Annotated in this window: 11 protein-coding genes; 6 read left to right on the top strand and 5 right to left on the bottom strand. The window is 58.2% G+C overall.

All coding sequences use genetic code 11. The features are described from left to right. Positions 1 to 230 precede the first annotated feature (230 nt). The 4 genes from ACYZTZ_RS30365 to ACYZTZ_RS30380 all read left to right on the top strand — a co-directional run bounded on the left by ACYZTZ_RS30365 (position 231) and on the right by ACYZTZ_RS30380 (position 3,193). Positions 231 to 428, top strand: coding sequence for a hypothetical protein (locus ACYZTZ_RS30365; protein WP_462000559.1), 198 nt, complete (start codon positions 231 to 233; stop codon positions 426 to 428). Next, complete coding sequence (locus ACYZTZ_RS30370) at positions 428 to 844, top strand: hypothetical protein (RefSeq protein ID WP_462000560.1); 417 nt, start codon at positions 428 to 430, stop codon at positions 842 to 844. The genes ACYZTZ_RS30365 and ACYZTZ_RS30370 overlap by 1 nt, the downstream gene beginning before the upstream one ends. An 895-nt stretch (positions 845 to 1,739) precedes the next feature. Beyond that, on the top strand, positions 1,740 to 2,063 hold the full coding sequence (locus ACYZTZ_RS30375; protein ID WP_462000561.1) for a hypothetical protein: 324 nt from the start codon (positions 1,740 to 1,742) through the stop codon (positions 2,061 to 2,063). 293 nt (positions 2,064 to 2,356) lie between these two features. Further along, positions 2,357 to 3,193, top strand: coding sequence for a 23S rRNA (adenine(2030)-N(6))-methyltransferase RlmJ (locus ACYZTZ_RS30380; RefSeq protein ID WP_462000562.1), 837 nt, complete (start codon positions 2,357 to 2,359; stop codon positions 3,191 to 3,193). A gap of 125 nt (positions 3,194 to 3,318) precedes the next feature. Here the strand turns inward: ACYZTZ_RS30380 and msrA are convergent, their stop codons facing one another. The 5 genes from msrA to aceE form a co-directional block, all read right to left on the bottom strand. Beyond that, the gene (gene msrA, locus ACYZTZ_RS30385; protein WP_415758213.1) at positions 3,319 to 3,966 is read right to left on the bottom strand and encodes a peptide-methionine (S)-S-oxide reductase MsrA; all 648 of its coding nucleotides are present in this window, start codon (positions 3,964 to 3,966) and stop codon (positions 3,319 to 3,321) included. A gap of 182 nt (positions 3,967 to 4,148) precedes the next feature. Next, positions 4,149 to 6,842, bottom strand: a complete 2,694-nt coding sequence (locus ACYZTZ_RS30390) for a putative bifunctional diguanylate cyclase/phosphodiesterase (RefSeq protein ID WP_462000563.1) — start codon at positions 6,840 to 6,842, stop codon at positions 4,149 to 4,151. 194 nt (positions 6,843 to 7,036) lie between these two features. Next, positions 7,037 to 8,431: an alkaline phosphatase D family protein gene (locus ACYZTZ_RS30395; RefSeq protein ID WP_462000564.1), complete on the bottom strand. Its 1,395-nt coding sequence runs from the start codon at positions 8,429 to 8,431 to the stop codon at positions 7,037 to 7,039. A gap of 282 nt (positions 8,432 to 8,713) precedes the next feature. Further along, positions 8,714 to 10,678, bottom strand: coding sequence for a dihydrolipoyllysine-residue acetyltransferase (gene aceF, locus ACYZTZ_RS30400; RefSeq protein ID WP_462000565.1), 1,965 nt, complete (start codon positions 10,676 to 10,678; stop codon positions 8,714 to 8,716). 11 nt (positions 10,679 to 10,689) lie between these two features. Further along, on the bottom strand, positions 10,690 to 13,335 hold the full coding sequence (gene aceE, locus ACYZTZ_RS30405) for a pyruvate dehydrogenase (acetyl-transferring), homodimeric type (protein ID WP_462000566.1): 2,646 nt from the start codon (positions 13,333 to 13,335) through the stop codon (positions 10,690 to 10,692). A gap of 383 nt (positions 13,336 to 13,718) precedes the next feature. On the opposite strand from aceE, the gene glnE reads away from it, so the two are divergent. Both glnE and waaF read left to right on the top strand, forming a co-directional pair. Beyond that, the gene (glnE, locus tag ACYZTZ_RS30410) at positions 13,719 to 16,658 is read left to right on the top strand and encodes a bifunctional [glutamate--ammonia ligase]-adenylyl-L-tyrosine phosphorylase/[glutamate--ammonia-ligase] adenylyltransferase (RefSeq protein ID WP_462000567.1); all 2,940 of its coding nucleotides are present in this window, start codon (positions 13,719 to 13,721) and stop codon (positions 16,656 to 16,658) included. Positions 16,659 to 16,852: 194 nt separating this feature from the next. Then, positions 16,853 to 17,887: a lipopolysaccharide heptosyltransferase II gene (gene waaF / locus ACYZTZ_RS30415; protein WP_462000568.1), complete on the top strand. Its 1,035-nt coding sequence runs from the start codon at positions 16,853 to 16,855 to the stop codon at positions 17,885 to 17,887.

The raw sequence follows: 17,887 nt of genomic DNA on the forward strand, positions 1-17,887 counted from the left end.
GTTTTTGAAGAATGACGTTATTAATAGCTATTAGAAAGTGTATCGCTATAGTGCGAGTTGCGTATAAGAATCGGGCCGAGAATTCGGGTTTTGCTGTTCAGCAACAAACCACTAGCTGCGAACTTCATGGTGGAAGCAAGAGGTGGAGAGCCGTTCCAAGCTCTAAGTTTATAAGTCATAGAGCGCAGCTGAATGCTTATAATGAAGCGATGACAAGGGAGACTAGAAAAATGTCTCGTTTTACTGGGGAGGATAGTAAAGGAAATTTGGTAGTAAGAATGGAGGCTGAAAATGTGGGTCAGGGATATGAGCCTAATCCTTTAGATCCACAAAATCCGCGTTTCATTCCGCAGATGAATGCTTTTGAGATGAAATTCGACTTCGAGACATTACAGCCCTTGGCGCTTTATCCGATAGAGAAAATTTAATGCTGATGCATCCGTATCTGAATGTTCCAGATAATCCAAGTTTAGGGCACTTTCTCGGTGGGTTTGATATATATGATCGCGAGGAGAGTCTTGGGGTTGAATTGTCGACGTACGATCCTGATTGTCCTTCAGATAGAGCATTTTTAATATCTCGGTTTATTGTCAAGCGTTTCGCTGCGTTGAGTTATCGGCACAAGTTTGTTTTGTTTTTTGTGTTGGGAGAGGCTCTTGATGGGGACTCGAGTGTTTTTTCTGAGGTTTTAGAACATGATCCGATATCTCCCTCCTTGCTCCCTCCTGGGTGGAACGAAATGAGAAATCCGCGGGCGTTTTTTGAAGATGTGTACCTTAAGTTGTCCGAGGCGTGGGTTGATGATCTTTATAAAGCGAGTCAGGAGGACTTTTCAACTTGGTGAGGCTAGTGCTTAAGCTAGTCATGAATTTCTGAAAACTTAGAAAAATAAATAAGTCTGTCTCCTTTCTTGTGTCCACTTCCTTGGTTTATGAGTGATATTTAACGGGCTGCTACTTTGAAGATAGTGAAATCTACTCGCTTTGATGATGTCGACCACGATTTTGGATATGAGTACCGTGGTTATAATTACGAGATACAGAGCGAAGAGGATGTGTTTCTGATCAGGATTTACGATGACGAACCCGGACAGGCAACGGTAGTACGTCCGACTACGATGTCTAAAAACGGTAACCTTAGAAAGCTTGTTGAGTTCTTACAAACCGAGCTAGAAGTGTCCAAGATCTATCTCTACAAGGGCGATTTGGGGATCTACGCCGAGATCGATCTTGATAGCTTGGCATTCTGCTTCGTCTGAAGTCGGCGGCAAGAGAGTGGCGGGCATTTTTTACACACTCTTGGCCGAATTCTGTCGTTGCTGAGCGGCAGCTATAGGTGGTGGATTCAACAGGTGGCGAAATCAAGCCAAGCTTTAGTGAAGCCTTTCGCCACGTTTGCTTTTTGAGCGAAATTTCTGGGCAAGTTCTTCGGAAGTTTCCTTCAATCCGCGGCGGTTTCCATGAACTGGTGTGAAATGTTCTCCATCGATAGTCTCTGGTGGTCACTGAAAATTCAGTGGCAGGGTGTAGGAACCCTTCAAGACTAGAGAGGACGCTCCGGCGTCGACACCTGAATTGCGGCCGTCAACATGCGTCCGTAAGATCAGTTGCGGCGGCTGTGCGCGGGCACGCTTCGGTGTGGTCGAGTTCTCTGGTCTCGATATTCCTACCCCGCGTATAGCTGCCACCCAAGCCTGTAGGAAGGCCGATGGTAGCTCCACTTCTACCAGAGGTTCAAAAATGAAAAGTATTCATCCCGACCCACCCTACGAAAAACCAACCCCCCATCCCCAAAGCCGTTTCATGGCGCTCACCAGCAATTGCGATGACATGCCAACCCTGTTCGTCGACACCCAAGCGCCGCTGGATGTTTTGTATGACGCTGCCAACTACCGAATTCGCGCCGTCACCCAAGTGATGGAGAACCTGTCCATGCGCGGTTCGATCGAGTGTCAGTCCTTCATTCTTAGTGATTTTGCTTTGCTCTGTGCCATTCCGTTGCGGGATGGGTGTGATGTGCTGGATGTGTTAGGGCGGCGGTTGCGGGCGCGCTCTTCGGAGTAGGTGTAAGGCTTGAGATCCATGCCCCTCACCCTAGCCCTCTCCCCACGGGGCGAGGGGACTGACCGAGGTGTTTGGGGGATTTTCTGCGACCTGCGACTGCAAGGTGACCTTGGCTTGGCCAAGCTTGAGTTCACTTTGATCGTTCAGGTCGATGGAGGGCGAGAGATCGCCAAAATCAATCCCCTCGCCCCTTGGGGAGAGGGTTAGGGTGAGGGGGGATTGTCCGCTCGGCTGTGAGGCCCTGACGTTCGCCTCGGTACAAGGTAAACTTCCCGCCCTTCGCAGGAGCAGCCATGAATTATCGTCACGCCTTCCATGCCGGCAATCACGCCGATGTGTTCAAACACCTGACTTTGACCCGCATCATCGCTTTGATGTCGCGCAAGGAGCAGCCGTTTGCCTATCTCGACACTCACGCCGGCATTGGTCTGTATGACCTGCGGGGTGATCAGGCGAGCCGTACCGGTGAGTACCTGGAAGGTATTGCGCGTTTGTGGGATCAGCCGGATCTGCCGGAGTTGACCGCGGATTACATGAAGGTGCTGCACGACATGAACCCGGATGGTCAGTTGCGCTATTACCCGGGGTCGCCGGAGTTGGCGCGGCGTCTGACGCGGCCGCAGGATCGGGTGATGCTCAACGAGAAGCACCCGGAAGACGGCTTGCTGCTCAAGGACAACATGGCCGGTGATCGTCGGGTGAAGGTGCATCTGGGCGAAGGCTGGCATGTGCCGCGTGCGATGTTGCCGGTGCAGGAGAAGCGGGCGGTGATGTTGATTGATCCGCCGTTCGAGCAGCTGGATGAGATGCAGCGCTGTGCGGCGTCGCTGAAAGAGGCGATTGGCCGGATGCGGCAGACCGTGGCAGCGATCTGGTACCCGGTGAAGGACCAGCGCCTGTTGCGTCGTTTTTATCAGGACCTGGCGGGTACGGGCGCGCCGAAGTTGTTGCGGGTCGAGCTGCTGGTGCATCCGCTGGATACGCCGAACAGTCTGAATGGCTCGGGGCTGGCGATTGCGAATCCGCCATGGGGCTTGGAAGAAGAATTGCGTGAGCTGTTGCCGTGGTTGTCCAAGAAGTTGGGGCAGACCCAGGGTGGGTGGCAGATGGATTGGTTGATCGCCGAATAGGGTCAATCGACGAGCAAGATCAAAAGATCGCAGCCTCGTTTCACTCGACAGCTCCTACAAGGGAATGCGTAACCCGGTAGGAGCTGTCGAGTGAAACGAGGCTGCGATCTTTTGCTTTTTGGGGTTTATATCGGGCAAGTCACGCCTGTACCGCCAATGCCGCAATACCCTTCAGGGTTTTTGGCCAGGTACTGCTGGTGATAAGCCTCGGCAAAGTAGACCGTCGGGGCTTCGTCGATTTCAGTGGTGATCGTGCCTTTGCCAGCCTTGGTCAACTCAGCCTGGAACACTTGCTCGCTGTGCTTGGCGGCTGCCAACTGAGTCGGGTTGGTGGCGTAGATTACCGAGCGGTACTGGGTGCCGATGTCATTGCCCTGGCGCATGCCCTGAGTCGGGTTGTGCAATTCCCAGAACATTTTCAGCAGCTCGTCGTAGCTGACTTTTGCCGGCTCGTAGACCACCAGTACCACTTCGCTGTGGCCGGTCAGGCCCGAGCAGACTTCTTCATACGTCGGGTTCGGCGTAAAGCCGCCGGCGTAACCCACCGCCGTACTGACCACGCCTTCGCGCTGCCAGAACTTGCGCTCTGCGCCCCAGAAGCAGCCGAGGCCGAAGATCGCGAAATCCACGTCCATCGCGAACGGGCCCAGCAGCGGGGCGTCGTGGACGAAGTGTTTTTCCGGCACGGTCATTGGGGTTTCACGGCCAGGCAGAGCTTGTTCTTTAGTCGGGAGCACGTTTTTGTTCACCAGAATTTCCGAGCGCAGAACCATGATCAGTCCTCTCAGTCAGGTTTGGATGTAGAAAGTCAGACCGCCAGTTTGCCCAATTATCCCTGTGGGAGCGAGCCTGCTCGCGATAGCGGTGTGTCAGTGACGTAGATGCTGCCTGATACAACGCTATCGCGAGCAGGCTCACTCCCACAGGGATTGGGGTGTCCCACAAGTAATTGCTGTCAGGCGATCGGGCCACGCGGATAGCGCTTGAGCTTTTCGATCAGCTCGGTGCCCGGAATCGGTCGGTCGAACAGGTAACCCTGGCCGACGTCGCAGCGGTGACGGCGCAGGAACGCCAACTGCTCGGCGGTTTCGATGCCTTCAGCCACGACCTTGAGTTTCAGGTTGTGGGCCATGGCGATCACCGCGGAGGTGATTTCCATGTCGTCCTGGTTGTCGGGGATTTCGTGGATGAAGCTTCGATCAATCTTAATGATGTCGATCGGGAATTTTTTCAAGTAACTGAGCGACGAGTAACCGGTGCCGAAGTCATCCATGGCCAGGGTCAGGCCCAGGCGCTTGAGCTGATCGAGCTGCAAGTGGGTGTCTTCGGTGGCTTCCAGCAGCAGGCCTTCGGTGAGTTCGAGTTCCAGCAGGTTGGCCGGCAGCGCTTCTTCCTTGAGGATGTTAGCGATGGACGACACCAGGTCCGGATCGGAGAACTGCTTGGGCGACAGGTTGATTGCCACCTGAAGATTGCCCAGGCCCGCGGCGGTCAGGTCTTTGCTCATGCGGCAGGCCTGGCGGGCGATCCATTTGCCAATCGGAATGATCAGCCCGGTTTCTTCGGCGACGCTGATGAACTGGTCCGGGCGGATCATGCCTTTTTCCGGATGGTTCCAGCGCAGCAGCGCTTCCATCCCCAGCAGGCGACCACTGCGCAGGCAGAGCTTGGGCTGGTAGAACACGTCCAGCTCGTTCTGGGTCAGGGCGCGGCGCAGGTTGTTTTCGACGAACAGTTTGTAGCTGGCTTCGGCGTTCAGCGCTTCGGTGAACACCTGAACCTGGTGTTTGCCGTTGGCCTTGGCCTTATGCAGCGCGAGACCTGCGTTGCGCATCAGGGTTTGCGGATCGCGACCGTGCAACGGCGCGCAGGCCAGGCCCACGGAGCCGGTGACGCTGATCAGCTGGTTGTCGACGAACATCGGCTTGTCGAGGGTCGCCAGCAATTGATTGGCGATCTGTTGGCCCGCACGCAGGTCGGTGTCGTCCAGCAACACGGCGAATTCGTTACTGGCGAACCGCGCCAGGCTGCCACTCGGGCTCAGGCTGTTGCGCAGGCGTCGGGCCAGGCTGATCAGCAGTTTGTCACCGGTCTGGTGGCCGAGGCTGTCGTTGATCCGCTTGAAGTTGTCGATGTCCACCAGCAACAAGCTGATCGGGGTATCGCTGTCTCGGGCGAAACGTTCATCGAGATTGCGGATGAAGGCCGGGCGGTTGCCGAGGTTGGTCAGGTTATCGGTGTAAGCCAGACGCTCGATGCGTTGCTGAGCGAGCTTGGTCTGGGTGATGTCTTCGTAGATGCCGATGTAATGCGTCAGCTCGCGGTTGTCGCCGTAGACCTTGGAAATCGACAACTGGCCCCAGTAGGGTTCGAGGTTTTTGCGGCGGCTTTTGAACTCACCCTGCCAACTGTTGCTCTTGGCCAGCGCCGAGTGCGCGTCGAATAACAGTTCGCTGAGGTTTTCCAGTGCCGGCAGTTCCGACAGCCGCTGGCCGTGGACTTCTTCGGTGGTGTACTGGGTGATCGCCGTGAAGCTCGGGTTGACGTATTCCACCACGCCATCGCAACTAACCAGCAAAAAGGCGTTGGCGCTTTGCTCTACCGCACGCTGGAACAGGTGCAGGGCGCTGGTGGCGGTGCGGCGGTTGTGGTTGTTGATGACTTGGGCAAACTGATCCGCCAACTCACCGGCGAAAGCAATTTCGTCCGATTGCCAGGCGCGGGTCATACCGGTCTGTTCCAGGCAGAGTACGCCGACCACTTGGCCATCGACGCGGATGCTGGCGTCGAGCATCGCATTCACATCGCGTGGGCGCAGGTGTTCGGCCATTTCCCGGGTGCGCGGGTCGCGTATGGCGTTGTGGGCGTCGATGGCGCGGCCGGTGTGCAAGGCTTCCACGTAGTCGGGGAAGTTGCTGACGTCGATCGGCTCCGGCAGCAGGTATTCCTGGCTGGCGCGGTGATAGGCCGAAATTGGTACGAGCAGTGAACCTTCGAGGTTCCACAGGCTGGCGCAGTCGATTTCGTAAATGTCACAGGCACTGCGAGTGATCAGTTCGGCGGCTTCTTTCAGGGAGTTGTTGCTGCTATAGCGCTGGCGGGTCAGCAGCAGGATCAAGTCTTGCTGGGCGCGCACCCGGTCCAGGTGCAGAAGCTGTTCCTGCTGCGCGCGCTGATTGAGTTCCAGGGCGATTTGCAGGCGAGAGTTCTGGGTTTCGAGGTCCAGGGCCGGCAGCAGTTGCTCGCCCTCGAACAGGCCGTCGACCACCAGCAGGTAGCCGCGCAGCAGGTGTCGATTGTGTTGTTTGTAGGCTTCGCCCAATTCCAGCAGGTTCAAGGAACCGGCGGCGGTGTGCAGGGTGTAGCGGATCAGGTAATGCGGGCTTTCGGTGAGTTGCTGCTGAACCGCGTCATGCAGTTGGTAACGCGCTTCGGGCTCCATCAGGCTGGCGTAGGGCGAGCCGACCAGAGCGCAGAGCTCCACAGCCGGCAGGCCGAACTGTCGTTCGCAATTGGGATCGAGAAACAGCAGCGCCCAGCTCGCTTCATTCAGCCGTTCGAAACGAAGCATGCCGAGCCGCGAGGGCACAGGCAACTGCGTCACTACCTCGGCCACCATACGGCTGGCGGCATCGGGTTGGCTCTTCATATGGAAGGAAACTCACTTCGAATAGGCTGATCGCGCCGGGCTCTCGCCCTCTTTACTGTTACCTGCGGCAAGGTTGCATCATTGCGACACTGACTGACAAGAGACATGAAGGCCAAGTGCTATAAGAATATGTCGGCCGGCGCGAAGATTTCTCCAGCGCCGGGCCGAAACTAATGCATTTGGCCCTCAAGGGCTCAGCGGAGCGGGATGCTGGTCGACTGCAAAAAGTTGCCGTCCCGGTCGTGATAGCTGACACGAACCTGTTCGGCATCGACGACCACATGGGCAAAGTTGTCCTGGCTGACCACCTGGCTGGTCAGTTCATGCTGATAGTCGCCAGCGGCTGTTCGCGCCAATGGTTGATCGAGGATGAAGGTGGAGGCCTTGGCGTACGGCAGCAGTTTGCTGTTGCACAAGGGTGAGGAGACGATGGTGTGCACCTCGAAATCCGGGTCCTCGCTGTGAGTCAGGCGACTGGTCAGGGAGCCATGGACATCACCGGAAACGAAGATGACGTTCTTGATGCGGTGCGTACGAATCGTCTCCAGCAGCCGCAGACGTTGTTCGGGAAAGGCCTTCCACGCGTCATCACCATGGGCTTTGCGGTCGGGGTAGAACATCACGCTGGTGACCACGAATTTGACTCTGGCCGGAGTGTGAATCAACCATTTGCACAAGGCTTGTTCCTGCTCTTCGTCGAGGATGCGTCGATCATTGGCCGAGAGGTTGCGTCGGGTTCGACTGTCAGTGACAAACCATTCGATATCGCCTTCGGCGAATTGATACCAATAGTGTTCCAGTTTTCTATTTATTTGCCCGTTGGAAAGAAGTTCATGTGCCGGGCTGTGACTGGCTTGATATAACTCATACGCTGTGATGGCGTTTTTGTATAAATAGGCATCGGCCTTACTTTCGTTGGCGGGCCAGTTGTCTTCAATTTCATGATCGTCGAGGATCATGTAAGTCGGCACGCTGGACATTAACTTTGCAATATTGGGTTGGGAAAAAGCTGCGCGGTACTTACTGAGTATTTCCTCGTATTCCCGGTCGGGAGCAATGACGTTCAGGTCGTCGACATAGATTTGATCGCCGGTCATCAACATGGCGCTGATGGGCGGTTCGGCCTGCTGCGCCAGATTCGTGATCGAGGCAAAAATCCGGTCCCCCAGATGCGGTGCCGCCGGGACGCCAGTGGTCATGCGCAGGTAACGACATGAACCGACGATATAGGCCCGTGGAATCTTGGTTTTGCTGGACTGTGTGCGAAACCGGTAGATACCCCGCGGCCATTGCAGCGGCAGTTCCTGAACCGTTTCCACGGTGTGCACCGGGCTCATGGGGCTGAACCAGCCTGCCTGGTACTCGTACTCGGCATCGGTGGCAAGGTCGTTGAGCGAAATGACATCGGACATATCACGCAAGATCGTCAACTTTGCAAATACACCTTGGGACCAGCGCACTTCGCCAAAAATCCGATAACGAATACCCGCAAATACTAAAGCGTTGTTTTGTAGCTCGCCCCGCAAGAAGATGCGTGCGTGACTAGTTGTGGTGTGGCCAATAATAGGGCCGACAGTCGGTTTAAACATGTTCGAATCCATTCGAATTGATGCTAACTAAGCAAAAGAGGCTGGTGAAAGTTATCAGTGATAATTAGTTAAACTAAGCTTAGTTATTGGTTTGCGAAAAATATCGAGCAGAAATGGACTGGCATTGTGGGCGACGTAAGCCGCGAACGTAGGAAAAGGATGTTGCCTGGCTTTCTTGCAGGCAAAAAAAGCCCCGCCAAACTGGCGGGGTTGAGGTACGAGCGTGGCGCTCGGAAAACGTGGAACGCGACGGGCCCTCCGGTGAAGGAGGGCCGATCGGTGTTACAGCAGGATGGTGCGGATGTCCGCCAGCAGGTCGCTCAGACGCTTGGTGAAGCGTGCAGCAGCGGCGCCGTTGATCACACGGTGATCGTAGGACAGCGACAGTGGCAGCATCAGTTTCGGCTGGAAGGCTTTGCCGTCCCAGACTGGCTGAATGGTTGCCTTGGAAACACCGAGGATCGCCACTTCCGGCGCGTTGACGATCGGCGTGAAGCCGGTGCCGCCAATGTGGCCGAGGCTGGAAATGGTGAAGCAGGCGCCTTGCATGTCGTCAGCGGTGAGCTTTTTGTCGCGGGCTTTGGCGGCCAGCACGGCGGCTTCGGCTGCCAGTTGCAGCAGGCTCTTCTGATCGACGTTCTTGATGACCGGTACCAGCAGGCCTTCAGGGGTGTCGACGGCGAAGCCGATGTTCACGTACTTCTTGCGGATGATCGCTTTGCCGCTTGGTGCCAGCGAACTGTTGAAGTCCGGCAGTTCCTTGAGCAGGTGCGCGCAGGACTTGAGCAGCAGCGGCAGGATGGTCAGCTTAACGCCAGCCTTCTCTGCAACGGCTTTCTGAGCAATACGGAACGCTTCCAGGTCGGTGATATCAGCCGAATCGAACTGAGTCACGTGCGGAATGTTCAGCCAGCTGCGGTGCAGGCTCGACGCGCCGATTTGCATCAGGCGGGTCATCGGCACTTCTTCGGTTTCACCGAAGCGGCTGAAGTCTACGACCGGAATCGGCGGGATGCCCGCGCCGCCGGTTGCGCCAGCAGCAGCGGCCGGTGCTTCCTTGGCCTTCTGCATCATGGCTTTGACGTAAACCTGCACGTCTTCTTTCAGGATGCGACCGTGTGGACCGCTGGCGCCGACGGCGTTCAGCTCGACGCCGAACTCGCGAGCCAGTTGACGCACGGCTGGGCCGGCGTGAACTTTGGCGCCCGGCTTGGCTGGAGCCGCAACCGGGGTAGCAGCAGGTGCGGCTGCGGCAGGTGCAGCAGCGGCTGGAGCTGGAGCACTAGGAGCAGCAGCGGCTGGAGCCGGGGCAGCAGCAGGCGCAACGCCTTTGACTTTCAGCTTCAGGATCAGGTCGCCGGTACCGACTTCGTCATCCAGCTTGATGGAAACGCTTTCCACCACGCCAGCGGCAGGCGATGGAATTTCCATGCTCGCCTTGTCGGATTCCAGGGTGATCAGCGACTGATCGGCTTCAACGGTATCGCCGGCCTTGACCAGGACTTCGATGATCTTGGCCTTGCCCGAAGAGCCGATGTCCGGGACATGAATGTCCTGAACGCTGTCGGCAACCGGTGCAGCCGGGGCCGCAGCGGCTGGCGCTGGAGCAGCGGCAGCAGGTGCCGCCGCCTGAGCTGGCGCGGCCGCAGCCGGTGCCGCGGCACCTGCCACTTTCAGGGCCAGAATCAGGTCGCCAGTGCCGACTTCGTCGTTGAGCTTGACGCTGATGCTTTCGACCACGCCAGCGGCGGGCGAAGGAATTTCCATGCTGGCCTTGTCGGATTCCAGGGTGATCAGCGACTGATCAGCCTCGACGGTGTCGCCGACCTTGACCTGGATCTCGATGATCTGGGCCTTGCCCGACGAGCCGATGTCCGGCACGTGCACTTGCAGGGTGGTTGCAGCAGCGGGAGCAGCGGCAGGTGCAGTTGCTGCCGGAGCAGGAGCAGCAGCCGGTTTCGCTTCAGCTTTGGCAGCCGGCGCAGCGGCAGCCGCAGGGGCCGCAGCAGCGGCACCTTCGACTTCCAGCTCCAGCAGTTCGTCGCCTTCTTTCAGGCGATCGCCCAGCTTCACTTTCAGGCTTTTGACGATGCCGGCCTTGGGAGCAGGGATTTCCATGCTCGCCTTGTCCGACTCAAGCGTCAGGATGCTCTGGTCAGCTTCCACGCGGTCGCCGACTTTCACAAATAGTTCGATTACTTCACCTTCACCGCTGCCGATGTCAGGTACGCGAATGAGTTCGCTCACAGAGTGTCTCCTCAGCAGTCCAGTGGGTTGCGTTTTTCCGGGTTGATCCCGAACTTGGCGATGGCTTCAGCCACCACTTTAGGTTCGATATCACCACGGTCAGCCAAGGCTTCCAGGGCTGCCAACACCACGAAATGACGGTCGACTTCGAAGAAGTGACGCAGCTTCTTACGGCTGTCACTGCGGCCGAAACCGTCGGTGCCCAGGACTTTGAATTCCTTGGACGGGACCCACTGACGAATTTGCTCAGCGAACAGCTTCATGTAGTCGGTAGACGCGATGACCGGACCTTGACGGCCGTTCAGGCACTCTTCGACATAGCTCAGTTTAGGCTTCTGACCCGGGTGCAGACGGTTGCTGCGCTCTACGGCCAGGCCGTCGCGACGCAGTTCGTTGAAGCTGGTAACGCTCCACACGTCAGCGCCGACGTTGAACTGTTCACGCAGGATTTTCGCCGCTTCACGAACTTCGCGCAGGATGGTGCCGGAGCCCATCAGCTGAACGTGGTGCGCCGCTTCGCGGGTGTCTTCCTCGAGCAGGTACATGCCCTTGATGATGCCTTCCTCGACACCGGCCGGCATGGCTGGCTGCTGATAGGACTCGTTCATCACGGTGATGTAGTAGAAAACGTCCTGCTGCTCTTCGGTCATCTTCTTCATGCCGTCCTGAATGATCACCGCCAGCTCGTAGCCGTAGGTTGGATCAAAGGTGCGGCAGTTCGGGATGGTGGCAGCCAGGATGTGGCTGTGACCGTCTTCGTGTTGCAGGCCTTCGCCGTTCAGCGTGGTCCGGCCGGCGGTGCCGCCGATCAGGAAGCCACGGGTGCGGCTGTCGCCAGCGGCCCAGGCCAGGTCGCCAATACGCTGGAAACCGAACATCGAGTAGAAGATGTAGAACGGCAGCATCGGCTGGTTGTGGCTGGAGTACGAAGTACCGGCAGCGATGAAGGAGCTCATGGCGCCCGCTTCGTTGATGCCTTCTTCGAGGATCTGGCCCTTCTTGTCTTCTTTGTAGAACATCACCTGGTCTTTATCGACTGGCTCGTAGAGCTGGCCGACGGACGAGTAGATGCCCAACTGACGGAACATGCCTTCCATACCAAAGGTACGGGCTTCGTCCGGGATGATCGGAACGATGCGCGAACCGATTTCCTTGTCCTTGACCAGCTGCGCGAGGATCCGCACGAAGGCCATGGTGGTGGAAATTTCACGGTCGCCCGAGCCGTCCAGGATTGCCTTGAGGGTATCCAGCGATGGCGTCGGGATGTCGAAGCTTTTGGCACGGCGCTGTGGCACGAAACCGCCCAGTGCAGTGCGGCGCTCGCTCAGGTAACGGGCTTCAGCGCTGTTTGGCTCTGGCTTGAAGAACGGCAGGTTTTCCAGCTCTTCGTCCTTGACCGGGATGTCGAAACGATCGCGGAACAGCTTCAGGCTTTCAACATCAACCTTCTTGGTGTTGTGCGCGGTGTTCTTCGCTTCGCCGGCACCGGTGCCATAACCTTTGATGGTCTTGGCCAGGATGACGGTCGGTTGTTCTTTGTGGTTGACCGCTTCGTGGTACGCCGCGTAGACCTTGTACGGGTCGTGGCCGCCACGGTTGAGTTTCCAGATCTCGTCGTCGGACAGATCAGCAACCATCGCCTTGAGTTCTGGCGAGTTGAAGAAGTGTTCACGAACAAACGCGCCGTCTTTGGCTTTGTAGTTCTGGTACTCGCCGTCGATGACTTCGTCCATGCGACGTTGCAGGATACCGTCGACGTCTTTGGCCAGCAGTGGGTCCCAGAAACGGCCCCAGATGACTTTGGTCACGTTCCACTGAGCACCGCGGAACACGCCTTCGAGTTCCTGGATGATCTTGCCGTTGCCGCGAACCGGGCCATCAAGGCGCTGCAGGTTGCAGTTAATAACGAAGATCAGGTTGTCGAGCTTCTCACGGCCAGCCAGCGAGATCGCGCCCAGGGATTCTGGTTCGTCACACTCGCCGTCGCCCAGGAAGCACCAGACTTTTTGCTTGCCTTCAGGGATGAAGCCACGGGCTTCCAGGTACTTCATGAAGCGTGCCTGGTAGATCGCCTGGATCGGGCCCAGACCCATGGATACAGTCGGGAACTGCCAGAAATCAGGCATCAGCCAAGGGTGCGGATAGGACGACAGGCCCTGACCGTCCACTTCCTGGCGGAAGTTGTTCATCTGGTCTTCGGTGATGCGGCCTTCCATGAACGCACGGGCGTAAACGCCTGGCGAAGTGTGGCCCTGGAAGTAGATCAGGTCGCCGCCGTGCTCGTCGGTCGGGGCCTGGAAGAAATAGTTGAAGCCGATGTCGTACAGGGTTGCGCTGGAGGCGAAGCTGGAGATGTGACCGCCCAGGTCAGAATCTTTCAGGTTCGTACGCATCACCATGGCCATCGCGTTCCAGCGTACCAACGAGCGAATGCGGCGTTCCATGAACAGGTCGCCAGGCATGCGTGCTTCGTGGGTAACGGGGATCGTGTTGCGGTATGGCGTGGTGATGGCGTAAGGCAATTGCGAACCGCTACGGGTTGCGAGTTCGCCCATACGGGTCATCAGATAGTGAGCGCGGTCTTCGCCTTCTTTGTCGAGAACCGATTCCAGGGCGTCCAACCATTCCTGGGTTTCGACGGGATCGAGGTCTTGCATGGCTTGCTCCAGGGCGGAAAGGCTTCCAGAATCGGTTGCCTGAGTTTGCGACTGGCCTTGTGGGCAGACGATATAAATTCTTGGATTGCCGAGAGGTTGTTCCGGCGGCGTGTAGTTTTACTACAAATCATCGGGCATTTCAGCCTTTCGAATGTATATACGAGTAGTAAAACTACAGATGAGCGGCTTGTGGCCTCCAGCTGCGTTGTGAGAATAATCGTTAAGGTTGGTCTTTTGCCAACCAGAAAAGGTGAAAGCTTGATGCTGTCTGCCAAAAATAAAGAAATTTCAGCTATTTCTAACCTTTGTTCGACAGTCGATCAGGTAGTGCATTCTCGCGAATCACTACATGCAGCCCTCTACACGCCGATCAAGGATAGACCATGAGCCTCCCTTCGCTTGCCGAACTGCCTGGCATCCTCCTGCCGTTTGTCACCCGCGCCGAGCAGTCGTTCCGTGCGGCTGTCGCGGGGCTTCCCGACGATCATGGCCTGACCGGCTGGACGCCTGAACGCTGGGCGCAATTCGCCCGCGTCACCGCTGCCAGCGACTTCGTGATTGAACAAAGTGTCCGTGACCCGTTGATGTTGCTGGAGCTGGTGCAGTCCGGTGAGCTGGACCGAAGTTTTGCGCCCGGCGAGTTGTGCGCACAGATTGCGGCCGCGGTGAATTCAGCAGAAACCGACGATGGGCTCGGTCGCGCCCTGCGTCGTCAACGTACCCGTCATCAAGTGCGGATCATCTGGCGCGACCTGACGCGTCAGTGCGATCTGATCCAGACCTGCCGCGACCTCTCGGACATGGCCGATGCCAGCATCGATCAGGCCTATCAGTGGTTGTACTCGCGGCATTGTCAGCAGTTCGGCGTGCCGACTGGCCGGCGCAGCGGCGAGCCGCAGCAAATGGTCATTCTCGGCATGGGCAAGCTCGGCGCGGTGGAACTCAACCTGTCGTCGGACATCGACCTGATCTTCGCCTATCCCGAAGGCGGCGAAACCGTCGGCGTCAAACGCTCGCTGGATAACCAGGAGTTCTTCATCCGTCTCGGCCAGCGCCTGATCAAGGCTCTGGACCCGATGACCGTCGACGGTTTTGTATTCCGCGTCGACATGCGCCTGCGGCCTTACGGTTCGGCCGGCGCATTGGTGCTGAGTTTCAACGCGCTGGAGCAGTATTACCAGGATCAGGGCCGCGACTGGGAACGCTACGCGATGATCAAGTCGCGGGTGGTGGCCGGCGATCAAGTGGCCGGTGCGCAATTGCAAGACATGCTGCGGCCGTTCGTTTACCGGCGTTACCTCGACTTCTCGGCGATCGAAGCGCTGCGCACCATGAAGCAGCTGATTCAGCAGGAAGTCCGGCGCAAGGGCATGGCCGACAACATCAAACTCGGCTCCGGTGGCATTCGTGAAGTCGAATTTATCGCCCAGGCGTTCCAGCTGATCCACGGCGGCCGCGACCTGAGCCTGCAACAACGTCCTCTATTAAAAGTACTGAGCACGCTGGAAGGTCAGGGTTACCTGCCGCCGGCGGTGATCAGCGAACTGCGCGAAGGCTACGAATTCCTGCGGTACACCGAGCACGCGATCCAGGCGATCGCCGATCGCCAGACCCAGATGCTGCCGGACGGCGCTCAGGATCAGGCGCGTATTGCCTTTATGTTGGGCTTCGCTGATTGGACGGCTTTCCACGAACAGCTTATGTATTGGCGCGGTCGCGTGGCCTGGCACTTTGGCCAGGTGATTGCCGACCCCGACGAAGAGGAAGGCACCGAAAGCGAAGTGGTGGTCGGCGGCGAATGGCTGCCGCTGTGGGAAGAAGCTCAGGATGAAGAGGCCGCTTGTCGTCAGTTGGAAGAGGGTGGCTTCGTCGATGCCTCCAAGGCTTTGAAAGCCTTGGCTGGCTTGCGCAGCAGTCCGCAATTGCGCGCGATGCAGCGCTTGGGGCGTGAGCGCCTTGATGCCTTTATTCCGCGGTTGCTGGCTCAGGCTGTCGAACACGCCAATCCGGATCTGGTGCTGGAAAGAGTATTGCCGCTGGTGGAGGCCGTGGCCCGTCGTTCCGCGTATCTGGTGTTGCTGACCGAGAATCCCGGCGCGCTGCGACGTTTGTTGACCTTGTGCGCCGCGAGTCCGTGGATCGCCGAACAGATCACCCGCTTCCCGCTGCTGCTCGACGAATTGCTCAACGAAGGTCGGCTGTTCAAACCGCCGCTGGCGCCGGAACTGGCCGCCGAATTGCGCGAACGTTTGACGCGGATTCCCGAAGACGACCTCGAACAGCAAATGGAAGCCCTGCGGCATTTCAAACTGGCGCACCGCTTGCGCGTCGCCGCTTCGGAAATCGCCGGCAGCCTGCCGTTGATGAAGGTCAGCGATTACCTGACCTGGCTCGCCGAAGCGATTCTTGAACAAGTGCTGGCCCTGGCCTGGCGCCAGACCGTGGCCAAATACGGCACGCCGCAGCGCACCGACGGCACCTTGTGCGATCCCGGCTTTATCATTGTCGGTTATGGGAAAGTCGGCGGTCTGGAACTGGGGCATGGTTCGGACCTGGACCTGGTGTTCATCCACGATGGCGACCCGCAGGCGGAAACCGACGGGCCGAAACCTATCGACGGCGCGCAATTCTTTACTCGGCTGGGGCAGCGGATCATTCACTTGCTCACGGCCCAGACCAACTCCGGTCAGCTGTATGAAGTGGACATGCGTCTGCGGCCGTCCGGTGCGTCGGGGTTGCTGGTGAGTTCGCTCGGTGCGTTTGCCCGGTATCAGGAAAATGAAGCCTGGACCTGGGAACATCAGGCGCTGGTGCGGGCGCGGGTGTTGGTGGGCAGCCCGGACGTCGGCCAGGCGTTCGAGAAAGTCCGCGCGGCGGTATTGGGCAAGCCGCGGGACCTTGCAACCTTGCGCCAGGAGGTCAGTGAGATGCGCGCCAAAATGCGCGATAACCTTGGCAGCAAGAGCACCGCGGCGGGCACCGGGGCAAATGCCTTCGAGGCCACGGCGCCATTCGATCTCAAGCAGGACGCCGGAGGTATCGTCGATATTGAATTTATGGTGCAATACGCGGCCCTGGCGTGGTCCGAATCGCACCCGCCATTGCTGCGCTGGACTGACAATATCCGCATTCTGGAAGGGCTGGAGGAGGAAGGGCTGATGCCCGCCGAAGACGCCAGCCTGTTGCGCGAGGCCTATAAAGCCTACCGTTCAGCCGCTCACCGGCAGGCCTTGCAGAAGGACGCCGGGGTGATACCGGGCGACCAGTTCGTGGACGAACGGCGGCAGGTAGTGCGGATCTGGCGCGAGTTGGGGCTAAGCTGAAACCGGATAGTTGAGACATCAAATACCCAAAGTGGGAGCGAGCTTGCTCGCGATGAGGCCGTCACATACAACATTTATGCTGACTGTCACGCCGCCATCGCGAGCAAGCTCGCTCCCACAGTAGATCTGCAGTGTTTTGTAGAATTCTCGAGGCGGGGAGGCGTATGCCTCCCCGGCTCGTTTATGGAAACCACATGAAAATTCTGATCGTTGGGCCCAGTTGGGTCGGTGACATGGTGATGGCGCAGACACTGTTTCAGTGTCTCAAGCAGCGCCACCCGCAATGCGAAATCGACGTGCTGGCCCCCGAGTGGAGCCGGCCGATTCTTGAGCGCATGCCCGAAGTACGCCAGGCCTTGAGCTTTCCGCTCGGTCACGGTGCCTTGGAGCTGGCGACGCGTCGGCGCATCGGCAAATCCCTGGCCGGCCAGTACGACCAGGCGATTCTGCTGCCCAATTCCCTGAAGTCGGCATTGGTGCCGTTCTTCGCCGGCATCCCGAAACGCACCGGCTGGCGTGGCGAGTTCCGCTACGGCCTGCTCAATGACGTGCGCACGCTGGATAAAGAACGTTATCCACTGATGATCGAACGCTTCATGGCCCTGGCTTACGAGTCCGGTGCCGAGCTGCCGACGCCTTATCCACGGCCGAGCCTGCAGATCGACCCGGTCACTCGCGAAGCGGCAATGGCCAAGTTCGGCCTGGCCCTCGACCGCCCGGTGTTGGTGCTGTGCCCCGGTGCCGAATTCGGCGAGTCCAAGCGCTGGCCGTCCGAGCACTATGCCAAGGTTGCCGAAGCGAAGATCCGCGAAGGCTGGCAAGTCTGGCTGTTCGGTTCGAAAAACGATCACGCCGTCGGCGAAGACATCCGTTCGCGGCTGATTCCCGGTCTGCGTGAAGAGTCGGTGAACCTCAGCGGCGGCACCTCCCTGGCCGAGGCCATCGACCTGATGTCCTGCGCCGACGCGGTGGTGTCCAACGACTCCGGCCTGATGCACGTCGCCGCCGCGCTGAATCGCCCGTTGGTGGCGGTCTACGGCTCGACGTCGCCGGGTTTCACGCCGCCACTGGCCGAGCACGTCGAGATCGTGCGCCTGGGCATCGAATGCAGCCCCTGCTTCGATCGCACGTGCCGCTTCGGTCATTACAACTGCCTGCGCCAGCTCATGCCGCAAGCGGTGAACGAAGCCTTGCAGCGTTTGCAGGGCACTGTGGTCGAGGTCAAATAG

The organism is Pseudomonas sp. LB3P58, from assembly GCF_054897895.1.

What these genes read in the sequence shown, in the direction of transcription:
- ACYZTZ_RS30365 (WP_462000559.1), top strand. Translation starts at nt 231, where the DNA reads ATGTCTCGTTTTACTGGGGAGGATAGTAAAGGAAATTTGGTAGTAAGA.
- ACYZTZ_RS30370 (WP_462000560.1), top strand. Translation starts at nt 428, where the DNA reads ATGCTGATGCATCCGTATCTGAATGTTCCAGATAATCCAAGTTTAGGG.
- ACYZTZ_RS30375 (WP_462000561.1), top strand. Translation starts at nt 1,740, where the DNA reads ATGAAAAGTATTCATCCCGACCCACCCTACGAAAAACCAACCCCCCAT.
- ACYZTZ_RS30380 (WP_462000562.1), top strand. Translation starts at nt 2,357, where the DNA reads ATGAATTATCGTCACGCCTTCCATGCCGGCAATCACGCCGATGTGTTC.
- msrA (WP_415758213.1), bottom strand. Translation starts at nt 3,966, where the DNA reads ATGGTTCTGCGCTCGGAAATTCTGGTGAACAAAAACGTGCTCCCGACT.
- ACYZTZ_RS30390 (WP_462000563.1), bottom strand. Translation starts at nt 6,842, where the DNA reads ATGAAGAGCCAACCCGATGCCGCCAGCCGTATGGTGGCCGAGGTAGTG.
- ACYZTZ_RS30395 (WP_462000564.1), bottom strand. Translation starts at nt 8,431, where the DNA reads ATGTTTAAACCGACTGTCGGCCCTATTATTGGCCACACCACAACTAGT.
- aceE (WP_462000566.1), bottom strand. Translation starts at nt 13,335, where the DNA reads ATGCAAGACCTCGATCCCGTCGAAACCCAGGAATGGTTGGACGCCCTG.
- glnE (WP_462000567.1), top strand. Translation starts at nt 13,719, where the DNA reads ATGAGCCTCCCTTCGCTTGCCGAACTGCCTGGCATCCTCCTGCCGTTT.
- waaF (WP_462000568.1), top strand. Translation starts at nt 16,853, where the DNA reads ATGAAAATTCTGATCGTTGGGCCCAGTTGGGTCGGTGACATGGTGATG.